13 protein-coding genes are annotated in these 23,334 nt (G+C 71.1%); 6 read left to right on the forward strand and 7 right to left on the reverse strand.

The window, feature by feature from the left end; all coding sequences use genetic code 11:
- Positions 1-100: 100 nt before the first annotated feature.
- Positions 101-898 carry a TIGR04222 domain-containing membrane protein gene (locus tag I3F54_RS00410; RefSeq protein WP_240116423.1) on the forward strand — a complete coding sequence of 266 codons (798 nt, stop codon included), beginning with the start codon at positions 101-103 and terminating at the stop codon, positions 896-898.
- A 118-nt stretch (positions 899-1,016) separates the two neighbouring features.
- Positions 1,017-2,636, forward strand: coding sequence for an alpha/beta hydrolase (locus I3F54_RS00415; RefSeq protein ID WP_240116424.1), 1,620 nt, complete (start codon positions 1,017-1,019; stop codon positions 2,634-2,636).
- Here I3F54_RS00415 and hemQ read toward each other — a convergent pair whose 3' ends face one another.
- Positions 2,637-3,368 carry a hydrogen peroxide-dependent heme synthase gene (hemQ, locus tag I3F54_RS00420; protein WP_205384995.1) on the reverse strand — a complete coding sequence of 244 codons (732 nt, stop codon included), beginning with the start codon at positions 3,366-3,368 and terminating at the stop codon, positions 2,637-2,639.
- A gap of 5 nt (positions 3,369-3,373) precedes the next feature.
- Complete coding sequence (gene hemG, locus I3F54_RS00425; protein ID WP_240116425.1) at positions 3,374-4,831, reverse strand: protoporphyrinogen oxidase; 1,458 nt, start codon at positions 4,829-4,831, stop codon at positions 3,374-3,376.
- Positions 4,832-5,077: 246 nt separating this feature from the next.
- Between hemG and I3F54_RS00430 the strand changes: the two genes are divergently transcribed.
- Entirely contained in the window at positions 5,078-6,118 is a 1,041-nt protein-coding gene (locus I3F54_RS00430) for a DUF4349 domain-containing protein (protein WP_240116426.1), read from the forward strand.
- 293 nt (positions 6,119-6,411) lie between these two features.
- Here I3F54_RS00430 and I3F54_RS00435 read toward each other — a convergent pair whose 3' ends face one another.
- On the reverse strand, positions 6,412-6,738 hold the full coding sequence (locus I3F54_RS00435; protein ID WP_240116427.1) for a hypothetical protein: 327 nt from the start codon (positions 6,736-6,738) through the stop codon (positions 6,412-6,414).
- 126 nt (positions 6,739-6,864) lie between these two features.
- Here I3F54_RS00435 and I3F54_RS00440 point away from each other — a divergent pair, with 126 nt between their 5' ends.
- Positions 6,865-7,683, forward strand: a complete 819-nt coding sequence (locus tag I3F54_RS00440) for a rhomboid family intramembrane serine protease (RefSeq protein ID WP_240116428.1) — start codon at positions 6,865-6,867, stop codon at positions 7,681-7,683.
- 157 nt (positions 7,684-7,840) lie between these two features.
- The gene (locus I3F54_RS00445) at positions 7,841-9,163 is read left to right on the forward strand and encodes an APC family permease (protein WP_240116429.1); all 1,323 of its coding nucleotides are present in this window, start codon (positions 7,841-7,843) and stop codon (positions 9,161-9,163) included.
- A 171-nt stretch (positions 9,164-9,334) separates the two neighbouring features.
- On the opposite strand, the gene I3F54_RS00450 is transcribed toward I3F54_RS00445, so the two are convergent.
- The 3 genes from I3F54_RS00450 to I3F54_RS00460 form a co-directional block, all read right to left on the reverse strand.
- The gene (locus I3F54_RS00450; RefSeq protein WP_240116430.1) at positions 9,335-9,928 is read right to left on the reverse strand and encodes a hypothetical protein; all 594 of its coding nucleotides are present in this window, start codon (positions 9,926-9,928) and stop codon (positions 9,335-9,337) included.
- A 381-nt stretch (positions 9,929-10,309) separates the two neighbouring features.
- Positions 10,310-10,621 carry a hypothetical protein gene (locus I3F54_RS00455; protein WP_240116431.1) on the reverse strand — a complete coding sequence of 104 codons (312 nt, stop codon included), beginning with the start codon at positions 10,619-10,621 and terminating at the stop codon, positions 10,310-10,312.
- Between the two features lie 150 nt (positions 10,622-10,771).
- Positions 10,772-18,025: a ricin-type beta-trefoil lectin domain protein gene (locus I3F54_RS00460; RefSeq protein WP_240116432.1), complete on the reverse strand. Its 7,254-nt coding sequence runs from the start codon at positions 18,023-18,025 to the stop codon at positions 10,772-10,774.
- 833 nt (positions 18,026-18,858) lie between these two features.
- Between I3F54_RS00460 and I3F54_RS00465 the strand changes: the two genes are divergently transcribed.
- Positions 18,859-21,963 carry an FG-GAP-like repeat-containing protein gene (locus I3F54_RS00465; protein ID WP_240116433.1) on the forward strand — a complete coding sequence of 1,035 codons (3,105 nt, stop codon included), beginning with the start codon at positions 18,859-18,861 and terminating at the stop codon, positions 21,961-21,963.
- 252 nt (positions 21,964-22,215) lie between these two features.
- Here the strand turns inward: I3F54_RS00465 and hemE are convergent, their stop codons facing one another.
- Complete coding sequence (hemE, locus tag I3F54_RS00470) at positions 22,216-23,283, reverse strand: uroporphyrinogen decarboxylase (RefSeq protein ID WP_240116434.1); 1,068 nt, start codon at positions 23,281-23,283, stop codon at positions 22,216-22,218.
- Positions 23,284-23,334: the final 51 nt, after the last annotated feature.

The raw sequence follows: 23,334 nt of genomic DNA on the forward strand, positions 1-23,334 counted from the left end.
GGCCCGGCCACCACGAACGGAACGTCACGTACCGGCAACAGCGCGTCCGGATGGTGAAAAGTACTGGCACGGTCCCGTCCCCCTGGCATAGAAACACGGCATGTTCTGGGTCCTCCTCCTGCTGCCGGCCTGGGCTGTCGCCGGCGTTGCCTGCACCCGGCTCTGCCTGGCCGCCGCCCGTGCGGCGGCCGTCGACCGGGAGGGCGCGGCCGCGGGCCGGGAGCACGATCTGACGCTGTACGAGGTGGCGTTCCTGTCCGGTGGCCCGGCCCGGGTCGCCGAGCTGACGCTGGTGTCGATGGCCCGCCAGCGCCGGCTGCTGCTCGCGCACACCGGCTGGGCCACCGTCGTCGATCCGCGCGGCCGGGACGACATGGAACGCTCGGTGATCGGGGCGATCGGGCCCGGGGGCCAGTCGCGCATCGCGCCGGTGCGGGCCGCCGCTGCCGCCGCCGACGCGGTCCGCCACCTCGCCGACCGGCTGGTCGTCGCGGGCCTGGCGGTACCGTACGGGTCGCGGACGACGGTCGCGGCGGGCATGCGCCGGGTGCGGCTCGCCACGGCGGCGGTGGTGGCGCTGGCCACGGCGGCGTTGCTGCTGCCCGGCTCCTCGGACCTGCCGCGCTCGCTGGTCGCCCTGTGGTTCGCGCTGCCGCTGGCCCTCACCCTGAGTTGCCTGGCGATAGCCCGGGTCGAAGCGCACCCGTACTCGCACTGGGCCTCTCCGGCCGGGCAGCGACTGGTGGGCTCCCTGGTGCAGCGGGTGGGCGGCGGGGCGGGCGGCGACGACCGCGCCTACCTGGCCCGCGTCGCCGTCCGGGGCGTCCGGGCGATAGGCGAGCCGGAGCTGCGGGCCGCGCTCGCCCACCGCGACGACCACCGGGAGCGCCGGGACTGACCAGTGCGCCGGGGGCGCACAGGAGTCATTGGCGCCGACACCGGCGGACGGTGCTTGCCTTCCCCCGCGGGCGGCCGAAGCATCCCTTCTGTTGCTGACGCGCACGAAGGGAACCGCCATGCGAGCTGCCGCCCTCTCCTCGGTCGCCGGGGCGTTGCTGCTGACCGCCCTGGCCGCCGTGCCGGCGGGCGGCGCTCCCGGCGTCCCCGGTCCGGCCGAGCTGCGCGGCACCGCGGTGGCCGCCGCGCGGGCCGAGGCGGCGGGCGTCGAGTTCGGGACGTGCTCCGACGCCCAGGACATGCCGGGCAGCCTCCAGTGCGGCACGGTGAAGGTGCCGCTCGACTACGCCCACCCCGACGGCCGGCAGATCAGCCTCACCGTCAGCCGGGTCCGCGCCACCCACCGCGACCCGCACGACGGGCACCGGGTGCCCCGGCAGGGCGCCCTGGTCTACAACCCGGGCGGGCCCGGCGGCGACGGCCTGTACTTCCCGCTCGTCGGCCTGCTGCCGAAGTGGAAGCGCATCGCCGCGGCCTACGACCTGGTCGGCTACTCCCCCCGCGGCGTGGGCCGTTCCGCCCCGCTGTCCTGCCAGGACCCCGAGCACTTCTTCAAGGGGCCCACGCCGGCACCGACACACCCCTCGGAGTCGTACAAGCGGGAGCGGGTCGCGCAGGCGAAGGCGTACGCGCGCGGGTGCGCCCGACGGGCCGGGGACACCTTGCGGCACTACACGTCCCTCAACAACGCCCGGGACCTGGACGTGCTGCGGGCCGCGCTCGGCGAGGACCGGCTGACGTTCATGGGCGCTTCCTACGGCACCTACTTCGGGGCGCTGTACGCGACGCTGTTCCCCTCGCACGTGCGCCGGATGGTGTTCGACTCGGCGGTGAACCCGGACCCGGCCCGGATCTGGTACCGCAACAACCTCGACCAGTCGGCCGCCTTCGAGAGCCGCTGGGCGGACTTCCGGCAGTGGGTCGCCCGGCACGACCACGTGTACGGCCTCGGCGACACACCCGAAGAGGTGCAGCACAGCTACGAGCGGGTGCGGGCGGCGCTGGCCGAGCGGCCGGCCGGGGGGAGGGTCGGGCCCGGGCAGTTGCAGGGCGCGTTCCTCCAGGCGGGGTACTACGACGACTACTGGCCGCACCGCGCGCAGGCGCTGTCGGCGTATCTCAAAGGCGATCCGCAGCCGCTGATCGACCAGGCGGGGCCGATCGCCGAGGCGGCGGCCGAGGCCGAGAACGCGAGCGCGGTCTACACGGCCGTGGAGTGCAATGACGCCCCGTGGCCGACGGACTTCCGAGTCTGGGACCGCGACAACACGCGGCTGGCGCGGGTGGCGCCGTTCGAGACGTGGGACAACGCGTGGGCGAACCTGCCGTGCGCCTACTGGCCCGTGCCCCGCCGGCAGCCACCGGACGTGTGGACCGGGCCGGGTGAACTGCCGCACGTGCTGATCCTGGCCGCCGAACGGGACGCGGCGACACCGTACGCCGGGGCGCTGGAGCTGCACCGGCGGCTGTCCGGTTCGGTGCTGGTGACCGAGCGGGACGCCGGCACGCACGGCATCGCCGGGGGGCCGAACGCCTGCGTCAACGGCTACCTGGACGCCTATCTGCTGGAAGGCCGGCTTCCGGTGCGGCGCGCGAGCTGCGCGCCGCACCCGGAGCCGCGACCCCTGCCGGAGCCGGACCCGCTGCCGGACCGGCAGCGGGCGGCGCGCACGCGCTGATCAGGCCAGGCCCGCGACCAGCTCGGAGACGTCCTTGCGGCGGCCGGTGAAGAACGGCACCTCCTCGCGGACGTGCATCCGCGCCTCCGAGCCGCGCAGGTGGCGCATGAGGTCGACGATGCGGTACAGCTCGTCGGCCTCGAAGGCGAGGAGCCACTCGTAGTCGCCGAGCGAGAACGAGGCGACCGTGTTGGCGCGCACGTCCGGGTAACCGCGGGCCATCTTGCCGTGGTCGGCGAGCATGCGGCGGCGGTCCTCCTCGGGCAGGAGGTACCAGTCGTAGGAGCGCACGAACGGGTAGACGCTGACGTAGTTGCGGGGCGTCTCGTCGGCGAGGAACGCCGGGATGTGCGAGCGGTTGAACTCGGCGGGCCGGTGCAGCGCCATGTTCGACCACACCGGCGTCAGCGCGCGGCCGAGCCGCGTGCGGCGGAAGAGGTTGTACGCCTCCTGGAGCTGGTCGCTGGTCTCGGCGTGCCACCAGATCATCACGTCGGCGTCGGCCCGCAGGCCGGACACGTCGTAGGTGCCGCGGATCGTCACGTCCTTCGCGGCGAGCTGGTCGAACAGCTCCTGGACCTCCTCGGCGTAGCCGGAACGGTCCTCGGGCAGCACGTCCTTCAGCTTGAAGACGGACCACAGCGTGTAGCGGATGACCTCGTTCAGGTCCTTGGCCAGCTTGCCCTTGTTCGGGATGCGCTCAGGGGCAGTGGTGGGGGCGTCGTCACTCATGGTTCCTATTCTCCTGCTCCGCCGTGCAGACTCTGCACCGGGTGGGCGGTGAGTTCCTGCACAGCTTCGAGATCGCCGCCGAGTTGGTCCACCGCGGCGTACGCGCTCGCGATGCACGCCGGGATGCCGACGCCGTCGTACTGCGCGCCGCACACGGCGAGACCGGGCAGCGCGGCGACGTGCGCGCGGATGCGGGCCACCCGCGCGTGGTGGCCGACCGGGTACTGGGGCAGGCCGCCGTCCCAGCGGGTCACGCGGGTCTGAATCGGCGCGGCGCCGAGGCCGACGGCTTCCTTCAGGTCCCGCCGCGACACCTCGACGAGTTCGGCGTCGTCGTGGCCGAGGATCTCCGTCTCGCCGTACCGTCCGACGGAGGTGCGCAGGACGACGGTGTCCGGGTCCTGCTCGGCGATCCAGCCCCACTTGTTCGACGCGAAGGTGGAGGCCTTGATCGTGTGCCCGTCGACCGGCGGGACGAGGAAGCCGCTGCCGTCGGGCAGGCGGGTGTCAGCGCGGCGGTAGGCGAGGGTGACCAGGGCCATCGAGGCGTACTCGATCGTGTTCAGCTCTGCGGCGGCCTGCGGTGACTCACCGGCCAGCAGGCGGGCGGCGGCGGGCGCGGGGACGGCGAGGACGACGCCGTCGGCGTGCAGGAGGCGGTCGCCCGCCGCGACGCGCCAGCCCCTGCCGGGCTCCCGGCGCAGCTCGGTCACCGGGGTGCCCGTGACGATCTCGCCACCGCGCGAGCGCACGGAGCCGGCGACCGCGAGCGGCAGGGAACCGACGCCGCCGCGGACGCCCATGAAGACCGGCCCGGTCTGCTGGTTCGCCGCGGCCCGTTCCTGGATCTCGCGCACGGCCTCCGTCAGGGAGGTGTGCGTCCGCGCGGCCTGGAAGAGCTGGGGGACGGCCATGCGCAGGGAGATGCGGTAGGCGTCACCGGCGTAGACCCCGCCGAGGAGCGGTTCGACCAGGCGGTCGACGACCTCGCGGCCGAGTCGCGCGGCGACGTACTCCCCCACCGCCACGTCCTCGCCCACCTCGGTGCGCGGCAGGTCGGCGTCCCGCTCGATGCGGGCGAGGCCCTCGCCGGACAGGATGCCCGACAGCGCGGAGGCGGTACCGGGGACGCCCATGACGTGGCCCTTGGGCATGGGCCGCAGAGCGCCGCGGGTCCACAGGGAGGCGGTCGCGGTGGCGGGCGGCTGGAGGCGGTCGGCGAGACCCGCCTCACGGGCGAGGGCCACGGCCTCCGGGCGCCGGGCGAGCAGCGACTCGGCGCCGAGGTCGACCCGCACGCCCGCGATCTCGCCGGGCAGCAGCTTGCCGCCGACCCGGTCGGCGGCCTCGACCACGGTCACGCGCGTCCCCCGCTGCAGCAGCCGGTGCGCGGCGGCCAGCCCCGCGATCCCGGCGCCGATGACGACGACATGACCTGCCACACCCGTACCCGTTCCGTTCATGGCCCCCACCCTCTCAGACGCCTCGGGCTGTGACGCCAGGGCCAAACGGCCCGGACGGGGGTCGGTTCCGTCCCGGGCCCGCGCCGCCCCGGCCGTCGGCCGGGCCCGCCTCCGTGGCCCGGGCGAGTCCGGACCGTGACCGCTTCGGGACCGCACCCCGCCAACGTTCCACCCCACCCGGGCGTCGAAGAAGCGTCAGTCGTCACCGGAGCCCCCGGGGGGAAGCCCATGAAGCCCAGGAAACCCATGAAACCCAGGAAACCCACCTCTCACCCACACGCCCGGCACTCCGCCCGGACCCTGGCCTGGTTGCTGCTGGCCGCCGCGGTGGCGCTCACCGGGTGCTCCGGCGCAGACGACGGGCGGGGTGCGAGCGCCAGCGTCGACAAGGCGGCGGTCGCACCGGACGGCGCGGCCCAGGAAGGCGCGGCGCAGGACGGCACGGAGGCGCAGGAAGGGCCGGAGGGGAGCGCGGCCACCGGCGGCGCCCGCCAGGGCATCGCGTCGCCGAAGCTCTCCACCACCCGCGTCATCCGCAGTGCCTCGCTCACGGTGCAGGTGAAGAACGTCTCCAAGGCCCTGGGCCGGGCCCGCACCACCGTGGAGGACGCGGGCGGCTATGTGAGCGAGGAGAACACCACGCGCGACGACGAGGGCCGGGAGGAGACCCGGGTGGTGCTGCGCGTGCCCGTCGAACGGTACGACGCCGTGCTCACCGGTCTGCAGGGCGCCGGCAGGCTGGTGGACCGCAGCGCCAAGGCGCAGGACGTCACCGATCAGGTCGTCGACGTCGACAGCCGGGTGAAGTCCGCGCGGGCCAGCGTCGCCCGGGTGCGGGAGCTGATGGACCGGGCGACCCGGCTGAGCGACGTGGTGGAACTGGAGGGCGAGTTGAGCCGCCGCCAGGCCGACCTGGAGTCGCTGCTCGCCCGGCAGGCCGCGCTGAAGGACCGCACCAGCCTGGCCGCCATCACCCTGTCCCTGTCCGAGAAACCCGCGGACGCCTCCGGGAAGGGGGGCGACGGCCCCGGGTTCCTGGACGCGCTCGCGGGCGGCTGGCACATGTTCGTGACGGCGCTGCGCTGGCTGGTGGCCGTGATCGGCGCCGTCCTGCCCTTCGCCGCGGCGCTGGCCCTGCTCGCCCTGGCCTGGCGGCGGCTCGTCCGGCCGCGGCTGCCGCGCCACCGGGAGCCTGCGCCCGCGGCACCCGCTGCGGCCGTGACGACCGCGCCGGGCCCGCTGCCGTCGGCCCCGCCGGTATCGCGGGAGCCGGACCGGCAGGACTGAAATGCCCGGCGCCCGTGGCGCGAAGGACGCGCACGGCGGCTCCGGACCTGGGCTACGCCCCCGGCGTTCTCACCGGTGTGGGACCCGGTGCCGGTCGCGGCGCGCAAGGCGGCGCGGGTGGTGGAACGGCACCGCCGGCGTGCCGCGCCGGAAACGGCGCAGCACACCAGGAGGTGCCGGGACCGGGAGCGGCTCCCGGCGGGGAGACGGCGCGGCCGGACCGGCGCCGCACCGCGTCGGCCCCCGCCGCCCCTGCCCGTGCACCGGGTTCCTCCCGCGCCGCGCCCGCGCTGCTACGCCGTGCCGCTCAGACGCGGCAGGGAGGCCACGGACCCGTTGGCGGAGGACGACGCGGACCCGTTGGCGGAGGACGACGCTGAGGACGCCGCCGGGGGCTGCTCCCCGGCGGGCTTGGCGTGCGCCGCCGGGACCCTGGCCGACCGCAGCCGGTGGCTGGCGGCCTCGTCCAGCGTCACCGGCCGCTGCATCTGCGCGGCCAGCCGGCCGGCCTCCTGGCCCAGCCGCGCCACGTCCTCCCAGGGGAGCCGCAGTACGAGGGACAGCTCCGCCTCTCCGTCGGGCAGGGCCTGCATCGCCGGTGGAGTAACCCGCTCGTTCATCGCCTGATCCTCACGGTCGTCCCCGCGACGCGCCTCACCCGCGCCGCGGACGGTCGCACAGACATACGCAGCCGGGCGAGAGGACGTTCACCGATTCGCCGCACGCATCGCGGGCAATAGTTCCTCGTGGTCATCCCCGTCCATGACGTCAACCCGGTGCGCCGCACCCCCTGGGTGACGTACGCCCTGATCGTCACGAACGTCCTGGTGTTCGTGTCCACGCCCGGCCTCGCCGGTTCCGTGGCCGGAGACAGCGACCTGGCCCAGCTGTGCCATCTGCAGGCCTTCCTGGACCACTACGCGGCGATCCCGCAGGAACTGATCCACCATCGCACGCCGCGGCTCGTCCCCACCGGCGAGGTCGGCTTCGGCGTACACGGCGCCGGATGCGTGGTGGGCCCGCCGTCGTACGACAAGTCGCCGGTGCTCAGCGTGTTCACGTCGCTGTTCCTGCACGGCAGTTGGCTGCACCTGCTGGGCAACATGCTCTTCCTGCTGATCTTCGGCAACAACGTCGAGGACCGCATGGGACGCGTCCGCTTCGCCCTGTTCTACGTCCTCTGCGGCTACGCGGCGGCGTACGGCTTCGCGCTGCTCAACGCCGATTCCGGCGACCCGCTGATCGGCGCGTCCGGCGCGATCGCCGGTGTCCTCGGGGCCTACCTGGTGCTGTATCCCAGGGCCCGGGTGTGGGTCCTGGTGCCGTTCCTGATCTTCCTGCCGCTCAGGCTGCCCGCCTGGCTGGTGCTGGGCTTCTGGTTCGGTCTCCAGGCGGTGTACTCCTCCGGCGGGGGCGTCTCCGACGCGGGCACGGTGGCGTACGCCGCCCACGTGGTCGGCTTCCTCGCGGGCATGCTGCTGGCCTGGCCGCTCAAGCCGGGCACGCCCCCGCCCCCGGAACCGCGCGGTCTGCTGTTCGGCCGCCGGGCCCGTCCGGGCTGGTGAAGCGGAGCGCCGGAACCCGGCCGTCCCCGCGGGACCGTCGCGGGCGTCCCGGACCTGCTGTTCCGACGCGCCCGCCTTCCGTCCAGGGCAGTGTGTGATGATCGGCCGAAGCCGGGGAACGACCCGGTCGGCGGGGGCCGTGACACGAGGAGGCCAGGTGGCAGCAGCAGTTGCGCGGGAGCAGTCGACGGGGCTGGGCGTCCCGGCTCTCGTGTCGATCGGCATCGGCGGCATGGTCGGCGGGGGGATCTTCTCGGTCCTGGGCCTGACCGTGCAGGTGGCAGGTGCGGGTGCCTACGTCTCCTTTCTCGTCGGCGGCGTCGTGGCGGCCCTGACCGGTGTCTCCTACGCCCTGCTGTCGGTGCGGGTCCGCAGTCGCGGCGGCACGGCCACGTTCCTCGACCAGGCCTTCGGCACCCGCGTGGCCGGACCTCTCAACCTGCTGCTGTGGCTGAGCTACTTCGTGATGCTCGGGCTCTACGCTGTCGCCTTCGGCTCCTATCTGGCCGCGATGCTGGGCCTGTCCAGCGGCTGGAACCGACCCCTCGGCAGCGCCGTCGTGATCTGCTTCGCCGCGCTCAACGTGGCCGGGGCGCAGGTGGTCGGCCGGGCGGAGTCCGTGCTCGTCTACTTCAAGGTGGCCGTCCTGCTGGTCTTCTGCATAGGCGGGCTGGCCTTCGTCGACACGGCCAAGGTCGCGCCGTCGGCGTTTCCGCACGGCGGCGCCATCCTCTACGCCGGGACCCTGATCTTCCTCGGCTACGAGGGCTTCGAGCTGATCGCCAACGCCGCGGAGGACGCAGCGGACCCCGAACGCACGCTTCCGCGCGCGTACCTCATCTCCATCTGCAGCGTGATCGTGCTGTACGTGCTGGTGGCGTTCGTCGCGGTCGGCAACCTCACCGCGCGGCAGATCACACACGACCGGGACTACGCCCTGGCGGTGGCGGCCCGGCCACTGCTCGGCCAGGCGGGCTTCACCCTCATCGCGATCGCCGCCGTCGTCTCCACCGCGAGCGCCATCAACGCCACCCTCTACGGCACGGCCAAGTTCACCTACCTGATGGCCCGCCACGGCGAACTGCCCGAGCACCTGGCCGAGCCGGTGTGGCACCGCCCGATCGGCGGGCTCATCGCCACCACGCTCGGCACGCTCCTGATCATCAACCTGGTCAACATCGAAGGCATCAGTCTGATGGGCTCGGCCGGCTTCCTGATCGTCTTCGCCGCGGTGAACCTGGCCGCGTCCCGCGTTCCGGACGCCCGCCCCGCCGCCCGGATCGCCGCGAGATGCGGCACGGCCGCGTGTGTCGTCTGCCTTGCCGCGCTGAGCGTCTACGCCGCCCTCAACATCCCTCGCCAGCTTGCCGTGTTCGGCGCCATGCTCGGCGTCGCCGTACTGGCCGAGACCCTCATCCGGGCACGCGGCCGCGCCCTGCCCGCGGGTTCGGCGCCGCACACCTCCGAGTCGAAGCGGTGACCTGCGCGGAAGCGGAAGAAGCTTCACGACGGGCCGGGGCCAGGAGGCGTGAGCGCCGGCCGCGTGCCGGTGGAGGGACCCCTCCCGCAGGGGACACGGCCCGGCCCCGTGAACGCCGGAGGCCCGCCGGGCGGAAGGCGTCCGGCGGGCCCCGCTGAGGTGTGGGTCGGGTCAGGTACCGGGAACGGCCCAGTTCCCGTCGGTGAGGATGCTCAGCCCGGGTGCGGCGGCGTTCCCGGGGAACTCCCCCGCGGCCCCTCGCACCTGATCCGCGATCGAGGTCGCCAGGACCAGCGCGTCGGGCATCGGGCCGATGTCCGACGTGTCCCCGTTGACCAGTGCGTCCCAGTCGGCGTCAGCGGTCCTCCCGGTCTCGTCCACGATCAGCGCCACCGTCTCGGACGGCCTGGACAGCATCTGTGCGAAGAGCACGCGTTCGACCACGCGCACCTGATCCGCGGTGAGGCCGTCCAGATAGTAGGTCTGCTTCTCCCAGCCGAACGGCTCGTACGAGAAGCAGCACGTCAGGTCGACGTCCGGGGAGAACCACCACTCCACATTGAGCGTGCCGACCGCTGAGCCGACGAGCTCGGCCACGGTGGCCGCGGGCAGGGGCACCTGGCCGCCGTCGACGTCCAGGAGGATCGCCGATCCCCCGACCGGATGCTCGAGTGAGATCCCGGCCTCGGCGAAGGCCCGCGTCAGGGTGTCGAACCCGGCCCGGGTGGTCCGGGTCCGATACCACGAGAGGTAGGCGTCGGACATGGTCAGCAGCTCATCCTGAAGGTGTGCACGTTCTCCGCTCCTGCTTCCACACGATGTCAGACCGTCGTCCGAGCGTTCGGCCGGGGCTTCCGGCATGGCGTGACGGCCGATGGGGGCGTACTCGATGGGGGGCGTGGCCGAGTCGGCTCTTCGCCGTGTTCCTGTTGCTTCCGGTACCGGCGTCTCGACCGCCGGCCGATCGTACGACGGCGCGCCGGGCGGCCGTCGGCGTCGACCACCTCTGGCGGACACCTCTGTGGCCCTGTCGGGATACTCCCGACAGGGCCACAGATTTGCTGCTGCATGCAGATCTGATGCGAAGGTCAGGCCCTGCGACTGCGGCCTGGCCCGACCCTCCGCTCCACACCGCGCTGGAAGTGGTCAGCGTTCTTCAACGATTTCGATCGTGGCGCCGAAGTGACGTTGAAGATCACGGGCGAACTCCTCGCCTCCCCTTCCGGGAACCACGTGATGCCACCAGGCAAACACCTTCGGATCAGAAAGGTTGATACGCACGGTCGCAATCTCGCGGAATCGCTCGTCGACGACATTCACAGCATGCGAGAAATCGTCGAACCCTTCCATTCCCCTCAGAGAACGGTCCGCGAGTCCACGCTCGATCGCATCCCGGACACGAAGGTCATGGAAGTACTCGGGGAGCACGTCGTCGTAACCTTCGACGCACACGGCCACGAACTCTCTCCACGACGCCAGGTCCCGCAAGGCGGAAACACCCTCATCTCGCCCTGCCCTGACCTGTACTTGCTCGTACCCTTGGAGGAAATCAGTTCCGATTCCCAAGATTCTCCACCACCTCTCGAAGGGAACACGCGGAGCATCCCGTCACTCGACAAAGGACCCGCCGTACTTTGACTGCTGCTCCCTCATGTAGTCATCCAGATTCCCGCCCGGACGGAAGAAGGTCTGAATATTCCCTCGACTGTCCAGCACTCCGAAATAGCCAGTTCCATGATCCGCTCGGAACAGCGTCCCATCGTTCGACACCAGGTCACCATGACGAGGACTTCCGGACATGAATTTACTGGCCGCTTCCTTGTAGGCCCTGAATCCACCAGGACCATTGAATTCGGCCATGTCCGGCTGATGGTAACCGTGCGCCCCGGTCCAGTTCCCCTTCTTGTTGAGCTGCACTCCAAACGCATGCTTCATGTAGTGCCGAAAGGCTGACATGGGAGAATTGAATTCCGGCCCACAGTTCGAGTTGTGTACAAGTACCGGCGTGGCCCCCGCCAGCACATAGTACGTGTGCAGTTCCTCGACGGTGAGGTTGTACGTGTCCTGATGTGCCTGGTAGGCGTGCGTGCCCAGGACGGTGACGGTGGCGCCGTCGTCCGTCCGCAGGGCCATTCCGGGCTTCAGGTCGGCGGCGTTCAGCCAGGCGTGCTCCGACTCCGACCAGAACGGGTGGTGGTCGGTGGTGTGGATGGTGCTGGCGTCGCCGGGAGTTCCGACCTTCACATCGACGTAGGACTTGTCGTCCTTGGTCAGGAAGGTAGTGGTGACGGTCTCGCCCGCGGTGTACCCGGTCTCGGGGTCCGTGGCGCGCACCCGGTCACCAGGCCTGAGGTCCTCGATCGGCTTGCTGGAACCGTCGGCGAGAAGTACCTCGGTCCCTGCCAGGAAGCTGTTGCAATGGTCCAGGAGCCGGCCCGCGGAGAACCCGTTCCCGCTGGGTGGCCGTACCGGCATCTCGACCGAGCGTGGCGTCTGCTCCTCGTGGAAGACCTTGTTGACAATCCTGCTGAACAGGCGGCTGAGCCGGCCGGAGTTCTTCGCCGTGGCCTCCGCCAGGCCGATCTCGGGCGCGGCGGGTGACGGTACGAACGGAACGGACGAGTAGCCGACGATGTAGCCGAACTTGTAGGCCTTGGTGTCCTTGTCCTCACCCCGGATGGTGTCGTGGACGCTGAACGGGGTGTTGCCGTTGCGGTCGTTGCGGACGTCCTGGGCGGCCCCGTCGGTCCATCCGAGCGCGTCTGTGATGCTGTAGACGCCTTCTGAGAAATCGTAGAAGCCGTCGACAGCACCGTTCCAGGCACCCTTGCCCGCGTCGCTGACGGCATTGACGACGCTGTCCACCCAGCCCCAGAGCAGACCGGTCGGATCCGACAGCGTCACCGGGTTGCCGTTGGCGTAGGCGTACCCGTTCATCTGCAACGGGTCGCTGATGTCGATCACCGGGTCGACCGAGAGGAATCGCCCGGTGACCGGGTCGTACTCACGGGCGCCGATGTGGGTGAGGCCCGTGGTGCTGTCGGTGACGCCGGTGCCCAGGAAGGCACTGCGACCGGGCCAGTTGCCCGGCTCGGCACCACGGGGGTTGCCGTACGGGCCGAACTTGCGCCGGGTGACGGCCTGGCCGTCGGCGAGTGAGACGGCTGTGGTGGCCGTGCCGAGCCGGTCGGACAGCAGGACGCTCAGCTCGTGACCGGTGGGCTTGCCGTGGGTCCTGCGGAGCGTCGTAGGAGCGCCGGGCTGGCTGTAGTAGCGCTCGGCGTTCAGTGCGGTGCCGGCCGAGTCGACCGTCACCGTGGTCTCACCCAGGTACAAGGTGCGGGTGGTGGCCGTCTTCTCGACGAGGCGATCGCCCTGGGCGTCGTACAGGTAGCTGGTGGTGTCGCCCGCGGTCCAACGCTGGGCGTCGCCCGCGGCGCAGTCGCTGAGCTGCAGGTTCCGTCCGTCGGTGAAGTCCGCGGAAGGAACAGCCACACACTTGCCCGAGGCGGCCTGGTACAGCGAGTCGTCGGCCGCGCGGCGCGTGAAGGTCTGGGCCGCGCTGCCGTCGCAGGCGGACAGGACCAGGTTCGTACCGGAGGCCGTGGCGCACTTGCCCAGGGCCCGCAGGGTGTCCCCGGTGAACTGCCACTGCTGGGCCGGAGTTCCGTTGCACCGGTACAGCTGGACGGGTGTGCCGTCGGCCGTCTTGGCGCCCTCCACGTCCAGGCATTTGCCCGACGCGTTGACCACTGCTCCCTTGCCGGTGCCGAAGCCCGAGACCGAGGTGACCTTGTTGCGGCGGTCCCACTCCAGGTTCTGGGTGTCACCGCCCAGCGTGCGGGTGATGGTGTTGCCCGTCACGTCATAGCCGTACGTGGCCATCGAGGTGGCAGTGGAGCCGGGTTCGTGGACGACGGAGTCGACGCGGGTCAGGGCGTGCGGCCGGGTGACGGTGCTGGGCTGGGTTCCGTTGTTGCCGGAGGTGACGCCGTAGTCGTAGGTGTAGGTGTCGTCGAGCGCGGGGTCGTTCAGGTCGTGGTCGACCAGTTCGGTGCGGTTGCCGACCGAGTCGAAGTCATAGGAGTACCAGTAACCGTCGCCGTCGGGGCCGGCGGTCACGTCCTTCGGGTCGGGGCCGGCACCGCGCTCCCCCGAGGCGTGCGGGCAGCCGCCCGTCGCACCGGTCCAGGCGTTGCGGAGCTGCCCCATCGGGTCGTAGGAGAAGCACTGCCGATCGCGGCTGCCGTCCGCGCGCACGTCGGTGATCCAGGTGACGTTGCCGGCGATGTCGTAGCCGTACCACGTGTCGTCGAGCCGGTGCGGGCCCGCTGTCTCGCGGTCGTACACGCTGCGGGTCAGGCGGCCGGTGTGGACGTCGTACTCGTTGGTGGACCACACCCGGTGCCCGGACTCACCGGAGACGGTGCGCAGGACCTGGCCGTAGGGGCTGTAGTCGGCGTCGGAGGTGTACCAGTTCAGACCGGAGGTCGTGAGGGGGACGCCGTCGCCGTTGTAGCGGGTGATGACGCGTTCGGCCGCCAGACCGCCGGGGGTCGCGGGCAGGTCGGTGTACAGCGGCTTGCCGGTGTCGGTGTAGCCGTAGCCGTAGCCGTAGCTGCCGGCCAGGCCCTTGGTGGCCTCCGTGTCGGGAATGGTGGTCCGTGTTCCGGTGACGCGGTACTCGCTGTCGTACCCGGTGACCTCGTTGACGAAGGCCTCACCGGAGTAGTAGCGGGCGGACGAGGCCAGTTGCCCCTTGCCTCCGGACACGGAGTCGTACGTCCACTTCGCCACCAGGGTGCCGTCCGCTGCGTCGTCGCGCAGTGCCGTCCTGCGGCCGAGCACATCGTAGGCGGTGTACTGACGGCGACCCGCCCCGTCCTGCGACCAGATCTGGCGGTCGAGGTCGTCGTAGCCGAACGTGAACGTCCCCAGATCCGGGTCCGTGGCGCCGGTCAGGCGACCTCGGGCGTCGTGCTCGTAGCTCCAGGTGTTGCCCTGGGCGTCCGTGACCTTCGACAGGGTGTCGCGAGCGTCATAGACGTAGTGGGTGTTCTGGCCCTCGTGCAGGCCGACGTCCGTGTAGTAGCGGACGGCCCGGGTGCGGCCCAGGGTGTCCGTGAACGTCTTGACGGCGTTGCTGCCCAGGCGCGTGGAGGTGCCGTCGCCGGTCTTCCCGCTCCAGACGAGGGTCCAGTCGCCGCCGTACTTGTAGACGGTGGAGGCGTCCGGGTCGCCCTCGTGCAGCTCGGTCGCCTTGACGGGGCGACCCATGCCGTCGTAGGCGGTCTGGGTCGACGCGGGTAGCTGGAACACCGATTCCGGCACGAAGATCTCCGTGTCCGGTTCGCCTTTCGCCAGGTACTCGTTGTCGGTCTGCTCGACGGTGCCGGAGGCGTTGTGGAAGACGTCGGTGACCAGGCGGCCTCCGCCCAGGGCCTCGGACTGGGTCTGCCGCGGGCGCAGCAGACCGTCGTAGATCGTCACCGAGTCCTCGTAGGTGCCGTTGTCCCGCAGGGTGCTGCTGGTGACGGCGGGCGGCTCGTCGGCGCCGATCTGGTAGGCGAACCGGTGGACGGCCTTGTCGGTGCCCTGCTTGTGCGAGGGCGTCCACACCGCGGTGGTGCGGCCCAGGTCGTCGTAGGTGGCGGTGGTCCTGCGGTCGTTGGCGTCGGTCACCGTCAGCGGGGTGCCGCGCCCCGGGTCGACGAGGGTCGACCGGGTGAACCCGGCCGCGTCGGTGGTCGTCGTGGTGAAGGCCGTCCCCGTCGCGGGGGTGTACGCCGTGGTCGACTTGTGGCCCTGCGCGTCGGTGACGCTCAGTACACGGCCCAGGGCGTCGTACGTGGCGCGGGAGGTCGTGACCCAGCCCGAGCCGTCGCCCTGGACGGTGTCCACCTGGTACGGCAGGCCCCGGGTGGGCGCCGTGCCGAAGGCGTTCAGCGCGTCGTAGGAGGTCCGCGCGTCGGACACCACCTCGTCCGCGCTCGCGGTGGGGGCGTGGTCGCAGTCGCCGGCCGTGGTGCGCACGCGCTGGACGAGCCCGATGAGGTGCTCGGCGGTGTTGTGCACGTAGGTGGTGGTGGTGCACTGCCGGTCGCCGGTGGTCAGCTTTCCGTCGGCGTCCGGCGTCAGGGTGGAGCGGTAGGAGGTGAGGGGCAGGCCGTAGGTACTGTCGACCGTGGTGACCGTCCGCACGGTGCGCTCGTGGCCCGTGCTGGTCATCCGGGCCGCGTCGGTGCGGGTGACCCCGGTGCGCCAGGCGTCCAGGTCGGGCAGGCCGTCGCCGCGCTTGCGGGTGGCGGTCTTCTTGGCCCACGGCACGGTCACCTGCCGCGAGGCGACGGTGCCGCCGGACTTGGTGTAGACGATCGTCTCGGCGGTCAGCCCCTGGTAGGGGAGCAGGTCCTCGGCGAGCGAGCCGCCCTTCGAGTCCTTCACGGTGACCTCGGCCCGGCCCGCGTCACGCGACATGCCGCGGAAGAACCGCAGCCGGGCCTGGGACTGCTCGGTGGCCTTGTTGCCGCCGGTCCCGGCGGTGACGCCCTTCTTCACCAGCACCGAGGCGTAGCCGCGCCACTGGCTGTAGGTGCGCAGGGCGGGCTTGCTGAACTCGTCGGTGTCCTTGGCCCAGGCTCCGTCGCCCTCGTACGTGTAGGTGGTCACCACATCGGGCTGGCGGGCGACCCGGTCCTTCTCGGTCACCTTGGCGACCACGTACTTGTTGAACCACTCGATCTTCGGGGTCTTCAGGTCGGGGTCGGGCGACCAGTGCACCGGGAAGCAGCGGGTGCCGTTCGTCTTCGGGTCGGGGGCCGAACCGCTCGGGCACGGCATGGAGTAGGAGACCTGGATCTCGCCGCCCGTCTCGGTGCGGATGGTGGCCACGCGCAGCCGGTCGAAGTCCGGTGTCGGGTCACTGGCCGAGCGGGCCACCCGGTTGGGCATGTCGTCGACGTTCGGCAGGAAGGTCACGGGCGGCAGGGACGTGCCCGAGCCGTCGGTTCCGTAGCCGGTGCGGGTGATGGAGTCCAGCCACAGCGGCGGGTGCGTGTCGGTGCGCTGGCGCGGGAAGGACTGCTCCAGCGCCCAGTGGTCCACCTTCGACAGCGCGGTGGAGCCCTCGGTGCGCTGGGCGTAGGTGGTCACGCCGGTCAGCCGCTTGCGGGTCCAGAAGGTGGGCGCGCTGACGTAGCAGTTCTTGACGTCCGCGGTGCAGTTGAGCGTGGAGGGGGTGTCCCACCAGGGCTGCTTGTCCTCGTAGTTCTTCGAGGTGAACTCGGTGTCGGAGCATTCGACCGCGCCTTCGGCCACGCACCGCTCGGACACGGAGAACGTCACCTTGGCGGACGGCGAGCCGCCCAGGTCGTCGGCGCGCAGGCCGTAGCGGATCTGCTTGGGGTAGCCGCCGCGCACATAGGAGACGTGCTGCTTGAACTTGCCGTTCTTGGCGTAGTGATTGGTCTCGCGGGCCCAGTCGACGACCATCGCGTTGCCGTGGACGTCCTCGACGTAGTCGAGGTTCCAGCGCCAGGCCTGGGTGCAGGCCGAGTCGGCGAAGGCGGTCTTGTGGCAGGGTTCGCCCGCGTGGTTGCCGAAGACCGGTGCGGTGAAGACGGAGTTCGTGTCGGCGAGCCCGCCGTCCACCTTGTTGCGGCCGAACCAGTAGCGGGTGCCGTCGCGCGTGGTGACGATCCAGTACTCGCCGTCGTTGTCGCCGTTGCCGTTGGTGCTCGACGTCTTGTGCTCGACGCGCTCACCGCCGTCGGACGACGGCGTCCACTCCCCGGAGGCGTCGTCGTGCACCAGGTCCGTCGTGGTGCCGCCGAGCGACATCACCACGTTGTCGGAGGCCCAGCACAGGTCGGCCTTCTTCTTGTCGGTGCCGTTGTCGTTGTTCGGGCTGCCGTCGAGGTCGTCGGAGCACGTGCGGTAGCGGCGTTCGATGAAGCCGGGGTGGTAGCTCCAGCCGTCGCCCACCCAGGAGGCCTGGCCGTTGGCGACCGATGTCTTGCCGTCGACCGCTTGCGACGAGTAGTCGAGGGCGATCTTGGGGGCGGGGCCGGCGGGCGGCTTGGGAATCGTCAGCGGGTACGTCCACGAGAAGCCGCCGCCACTGCCGCCCGCCGTCCAGGTGCCGGACGGGGAGAGGTCGGTGGCCTTGTAGGTGCCGCCCGCACCCGACGCGGAGTCCGTGGCGGCGAGCACCATCGGACCGCCACCGGACTGCGCGGTCAGGCCCTCGGTCTGCGCGGTGGCCGGGTCCACGGTGGCGCGTACGGTCTCGGTGCCCGGGTCGTTCTCGGTGGGCACCTCGGTGGGGGTGGCGCAACCGTCCTGCTCCGGTGCGGTCAGGAAGCACTCGGGGAGCTGCACCAGTTGGAGCCGGGAGGCCCATTCCGTGCCGTACAGGTCCTCGAACTTCCCGTAGTCCAGCTGGACGTCGACCGGGGTCGCGCCGCTCGACGGCGGGGTCACCGTGATGATCGCGCCGTCGACGGAGGCGTCCTCGGTGCTGGAACGCGGTTGTACCGCCACGTTCCAGGTGCCCGTGGGGGCGGGAGGCTCGGGGTCGGACTCGGTGGGCGAGGCCTTGCCGATACTCACCGGCAGGTCGCCGGCCTGCACCAGCCGGTCGCCGGACGCGTCCAGCGCCACAGCGGCCGAACCGCCGGGCGGAGGCGCGGTCTTGGTCGGGTTGTACTCGTCGGGAGGCGTCAGCTCGCCTTCCCAGTCCTCGTACTCGCCCGCCTTCGCCTCGTCCAGTGAGGCAGCGGTGCTCTTCTGAAGATCCGTCAGCGGCACATCGTCACGCGCGTGCGGGGCGATGGCCCACGCCGCGCTCGGCAGCAACGCCATGCACAGCGCCATGGAGACGCTGACGGCGGCCGCCCGATTCCGGAGCGGCCGCTGGTCGGCACGGAACGCTCTGACGGAAGGCAAGCGGAATGAACGCGCCGGAACCGGCGACATGTGGCTCCCCCCACACCCACTGCGAACCACGGTCGGGTAGCCCACAGAAAATTGACAAACAGCGCACAGATTCTGCGACGGGTGATCACACGAAATCCACCAGCGATCGTCTCACGTGACGTCAATCACATGAAATGAAGGGAACCTTTCGGCTTGTTTCCTCACGCGGTGCACGGATTCATGCGATGAACGGCCATCTCGTGATCACCCGAACAAGCTTCCCCTTGCCGCGGTTACATGCCCGAGCCGGACATCTACGTGATCACATCGCCCTCAGATGCCCCTTATGCCGGGGTGAATCGGCCGTACCTCTCCTCCGTCCGGCGCATCGATCAAGCTCCCACCTGCGGTAGCCGCCGTGGCGAGGCCCGCGGGCGGAGGCCGGCAGGTACACCGCCGCCGCACCGGACCACGCGTGACGAATCGTCGAACGATGGGCCATGCTCTGCTGGCGTCAATTCCGGGCGGTGATGCGACAGGACCGTTCCACACCGCGCTCCGGACGCCGATCCAGCCGGTTTCTGAGGGCAGACCAGCAGCACAACGCCCCAGGGGGGAGACAGAACATGGAGGCCGCGGACAACGCGGACACGGATGCGGGACAGGCGAATTCCGTATCGGCACGACCACCGACCGAACCCGAAACCGCCCCATCCGCGGGAGAATCGAGACGTCGGCGCACACACCGGATCAGAGCAGGCCTCGCCGCGCTGGTGGCGGTGGCGATCGCCGTGCCCGTGGGCCTGCACCTGGCCGGCGGCAAGGACTCCGGCACGCCGTCGCGTGAGCGAAGCGACCACCACTCGAAGGGGCCACTGACCGCCCCGGAGGCCATGCGACGCGCGCGGGTGACCGGCAAGGACGTCGAGGTGACGGCGGAGCGCACAGCGAACGCCACCACCTGGGCACAGCCCGACGGACTGTTGCGAACGCGAACGTACAGCGACACCATCCGGGCCGAGGTCGACGGGCGGTGGCAGCCGATCGACCCGACGCTGCGGCACACCGAGAAGGGCTGGGCGGCCACCGCGGTCAACGACCCGATCGTCTTCAGCGACGGGACGCCGGGCGCCGGGCGGAGCTCACGGGACACGGTTCGCGCCCCCCTGCATCCGGCCGGCACCGGAGAGGACGGCGGCTTGGCGAACGCGCAGTGGAGCGAACTGGTACGGATGACCACCGGTGGTCATGAGATGACGGTCAGCTGGCCCGGCCCGCTGCCCGAGCCGGTGGTGGACGGCCCACGGGCGCTGTACCGCGGCATACGTCCCGGTATCGACCTGCTGCTGACGGCACGGGACAGCGGCTACTCCCATGTGCTGATCGTGCACGACCGGGCCGCGGCGCACGACCCGCTGCTCGATGAACTGCGCTACCGGCTGTCCGCACCCGAGTTGGCGTTCCGGCTCGACCCCGCATCGCACGCCGTCAGCGCGCTCGACGCAGACGGTGCGGACATGGCCAGCAGCCCCACTCCGTACGCCTGGGACTCCGCGGGCCGCCCCGCCGTGACCCTGGGCGAGCAGCCCCCGTCGCCCAGCGAGGTCGACCCGACGTTCGACCTGCCGGGCCTGGCCGGACCGCAGCCCGGTACCCACGACGCCGCGCTGGGCACCGCGCTGGAGCCCGTCGACGCGGCCCCGCACGACGCCGTCCTGTCCGTCACGCCGGTCCGCGCCCTGCTGGACGCCCCGGACACCGTCTACCCGGTCTTCGTCGACCCCTCCTTCAAGGGTCACAAGAAGAACTGGACGCTGCTGTACAAGCGCCACCCGACCCAGAGCTTCTACAACGGGCAGAACTTCAACGACGGCACCAACGACGCCCGCGTCGGCTACGAGGCCACCACCGGCGGCCTGTCCCGCTCGGTGTTCACCCTGGAGCAGTCCGGCAGTCTGCACGGCGCCACGATCAAGAGCGCGTACTTCCGGGCGCTGCAGACGTATTCATGGGGCTGCAGCGCCCGGAAGTACGACCTGTGGCTCACCGGCGCCATCTCCGGCTCCAGCACCTGGAACCACCAGCCCAGCTGGAACCGCGTGCTGTCCAGCGCCACCAACGGCTACGGCTACAAGTCAGGTTCCTGCCCGGACCGTTGGGTGAAGCTCGATGTGAGATCCGCCGCTCAGGAGGCCGCGGACAAGAAGTGGGGCTCCATCACCGTCGGACTGCGCGCCGCGAACGAGAGCGACACCAACTCCTGGAAGAAGTTCCAGGCCAACGGCGAGAACTCGCCGTACATCGAGGAGACCTACAACCGCAAGCCCAACCAGCCGACGGCGCAGACCATGACGCCGGGCCCGGACTGCGACCTCTCCAGCCCCTACTCGGCCGTGGGCAAGTCCGACCTGACCTTCCGTGCCAAGGGATCCGACCCCGACGGCAACCTGAAGTACCTGCACTTCAGGGTCTGGCCCGACGGCGACAGCGGCCACCGGATCGTCGACCAGTACCTCACCACGGACAGCAAGGGCTACGCGGACATCAAGGTCGGCTGGGACAAGTTCTCCGACGGCAAGACCTACGCCTGGGACGTCCGTTCCAAGGACAGCGAGGGCGCGGTGTCGTACTTCGCCCCCGACGGCAGCCAGCCCTGCCGGTTCCAGGTCGATCTCAAGGCACCGCCGTCTCCCACCGTGACGTCCACCGACTTCCCGGCGGCGGACGGCACCGACAGCACCTGGTCCACAGTGCGGTTCGGCGCCCCCGGCAAGCTGGCTCTCACCTCCGCCACCGAGGTCGTCCGGTACGAGTACAGCTTCAACTCGACCGGCTTCGGTGAGAAGGCGAACGCCGACTCGCAGGGCAAGGCCACCTTGAGCGTCACACCACCGGAGGCAGGGCCCAACATCCTGTACGTGCGCGCCGTCGACGGCGTCGGCAACATCTCCCGGCAGACCGCCTACCGCTTCTACGTCTCACCACGCGCCGAGCCGGACGGCGCAGGTGACACCACCGGCGACGGTCAGCCCGACCTCTTGGTGATCACCGACACCGGACGCCTCAAGGCCTTCCCGGGCGACAGCCGCGGTGACCTGCACACCGGGATGGACGCCTCCTACGACACCTCCTCCGGTAAGGCCGTGCCCACGCCGGACGGCTATTGGACCGACGCGCTGATCACTCACGACGGGGACTGGTTCGCGGGCGACGGCGTCCAGGACCTGCTCGCCCGCACGGCCGACGGGAACCTCTACGTCTACCCCGGCGACGGCTACAGCGGCTTCGACGTCTCCCGGCGCCAGCGGGTCCTGCTGCCCGCCGGAGCCCCCGACGCCTCGAAGCTCACCCAGATCCTGTCCGCGTCGGACGTGGACGGAGACGGCAGGCCCGACATGTTCGCGAACTACGGCGCCCAGCTGTGGATCTTCACCGGGTACACCGGAGGCAGCTTCGCCACCGCGCACAAGATGACCAACAGCGCCTGGGACGGCCGTGACCTGGTCCTCGTCGACGACGTGACCGGGGACGGAACGGCAGACCTGATCTTCCGCACCTACAGCAGCGGCCGGCTCTACCTGCGCGAGGGCAAGCCCGGACCGGGGGGCAGGGCGACCGACATCCTGTCGCTGGGCCTGGCCTCCACCTCGCGTACCGGCGCCGACGCCGTGTACGGGGAGTCGGGCTGGGCGACGGACAACATCCCTCACCTCATCGGTACGCCCGACGCCGACGGTGACGGCATCCCCGACCTGTGGGTGATGTTCAAGAGCGGAAACGTCTACCTCTACCCGGGCGGGCGCACGACGCACGGCAGCCCCCGCAAGGTCATCGACGAGGCGGGCGAGCACAGCGACTGGAAGCGGCCGGTGGGCCTGGGCTGAGCCCGGTGGGGGGCGTGGCAGGGACGCGTGCAGCGGTCCCGGCCGCGCCCCTCGCCGGTGTGCGGACGACCCGCCCGCCGAAGCCGGGCGGGTCCGGCCCCGACGACGTCGTCCTCCACCCGGAACGGTCGCAGGCCATCAGCCACGCCGACGACCTGGCCTCACCGGGACCGGACGCACGGGGCTCGACACCGCCCGGGCCCCGCGCCCTGCCGGTGTCTTCCGGCGGGCTCGGGGGCCCGGTGCCGCGCGTCAGCGCGCGGTACGGGCGTGGACGTCCTCCACGAGACGGGTGAGGGCGTCGGGGTCGGTGGACGGCATGACGCCGTGGCCGAGGTTGAAGATGTGGCCCTCCAGGCCGGCGGCCGCCTGAAGGACCTCGCGGGTCTGGGCCTCGACGGCCTCCCGCGGGGCGAAGAGCACTGTCGGGTCGAGGTTGCCCTGGAGCGCCTTGCCGGGGCCGACGCGGCGGGCGGCCTCGTCGAGGGGGACGCGCCAGTCGACGCCGACGACGTCGGCGCCGGCCTCGCCCATGAGGCCGAGCAGTTCGCCGGTGCCGACGCCGAAGTGGATGCGCGGGACGCCGTAGTGCTCCACGGCGCGGAAGACCTTGGCGGAGGCGGACATCACCGAGCGGCGGTAGTCGACGGGGGCGAGGGCGCCCGCCCAGGAGTCGAAGAGCTGGACCGCGGACGCACCGGCCTCGATCTGCACCTTCAGGAAGGCGGCCGTGATCTCGGCGAGACGGTCCAGCAGGTCGGCCCACAACTCGGGGTCGCCGTACATCATCGCCTTGGCGTTCTCGTACGTCCGGGACGGGCCGCCCTCGACGAGGTAGCTCGCGAGGGTGAACGGAGCGCCGGCGAAGCCGATGAGCGGGGTGCTGCCGAGTTCGCGGGTGAGCAGGCCGATGGCCTCGGTGACGTAGGAGACGTCCTCCGGGGTGAGGTCGCGCAGCCGGGCCAGGTCCGCGCGGGTACGGACGGGGCGCTCGACGACCGGGCCGACGCCGGGCTTGATGTCGAGGTCGACATCGATGGCCTTGAGCGGGACGACGATGTCGCTGAAGTAGATCGCCGCGTCCACACCGTGCCGGCGCACCGGCTGCAGCGTGATCTCGGTGACCAGTTCCGGCCGCATGCAGGACTCCAGCATGGGGATGCCCTCGCGCACCTTGCGGTACTCGGGCAGGGAGCGCCCGGCCTGCCGCATGAACCACACCGGGGTGTGCGGGACGGGCTCACGCCGGCACGCCTTCAGGAAGGGACTGTCGTACGTCGCGGTCGGCTGCTGGCCCGTGGGGCTTCCGTTGGCACTCACGACGGCAAGTCTCGCACGGCCCGGGGGACGCCGTGGCGGCACCCGCCCGCG

The sequence above is a fragment of the Streptomyces sp. MUM 2J genome (genome assembly GCF_022414535.1).
Taxonomy (GTDB): Bacteria; Actinomycetota; Actinomycetes; order Streptomycetales; family Streptomycetaceae; genus Streptomyces.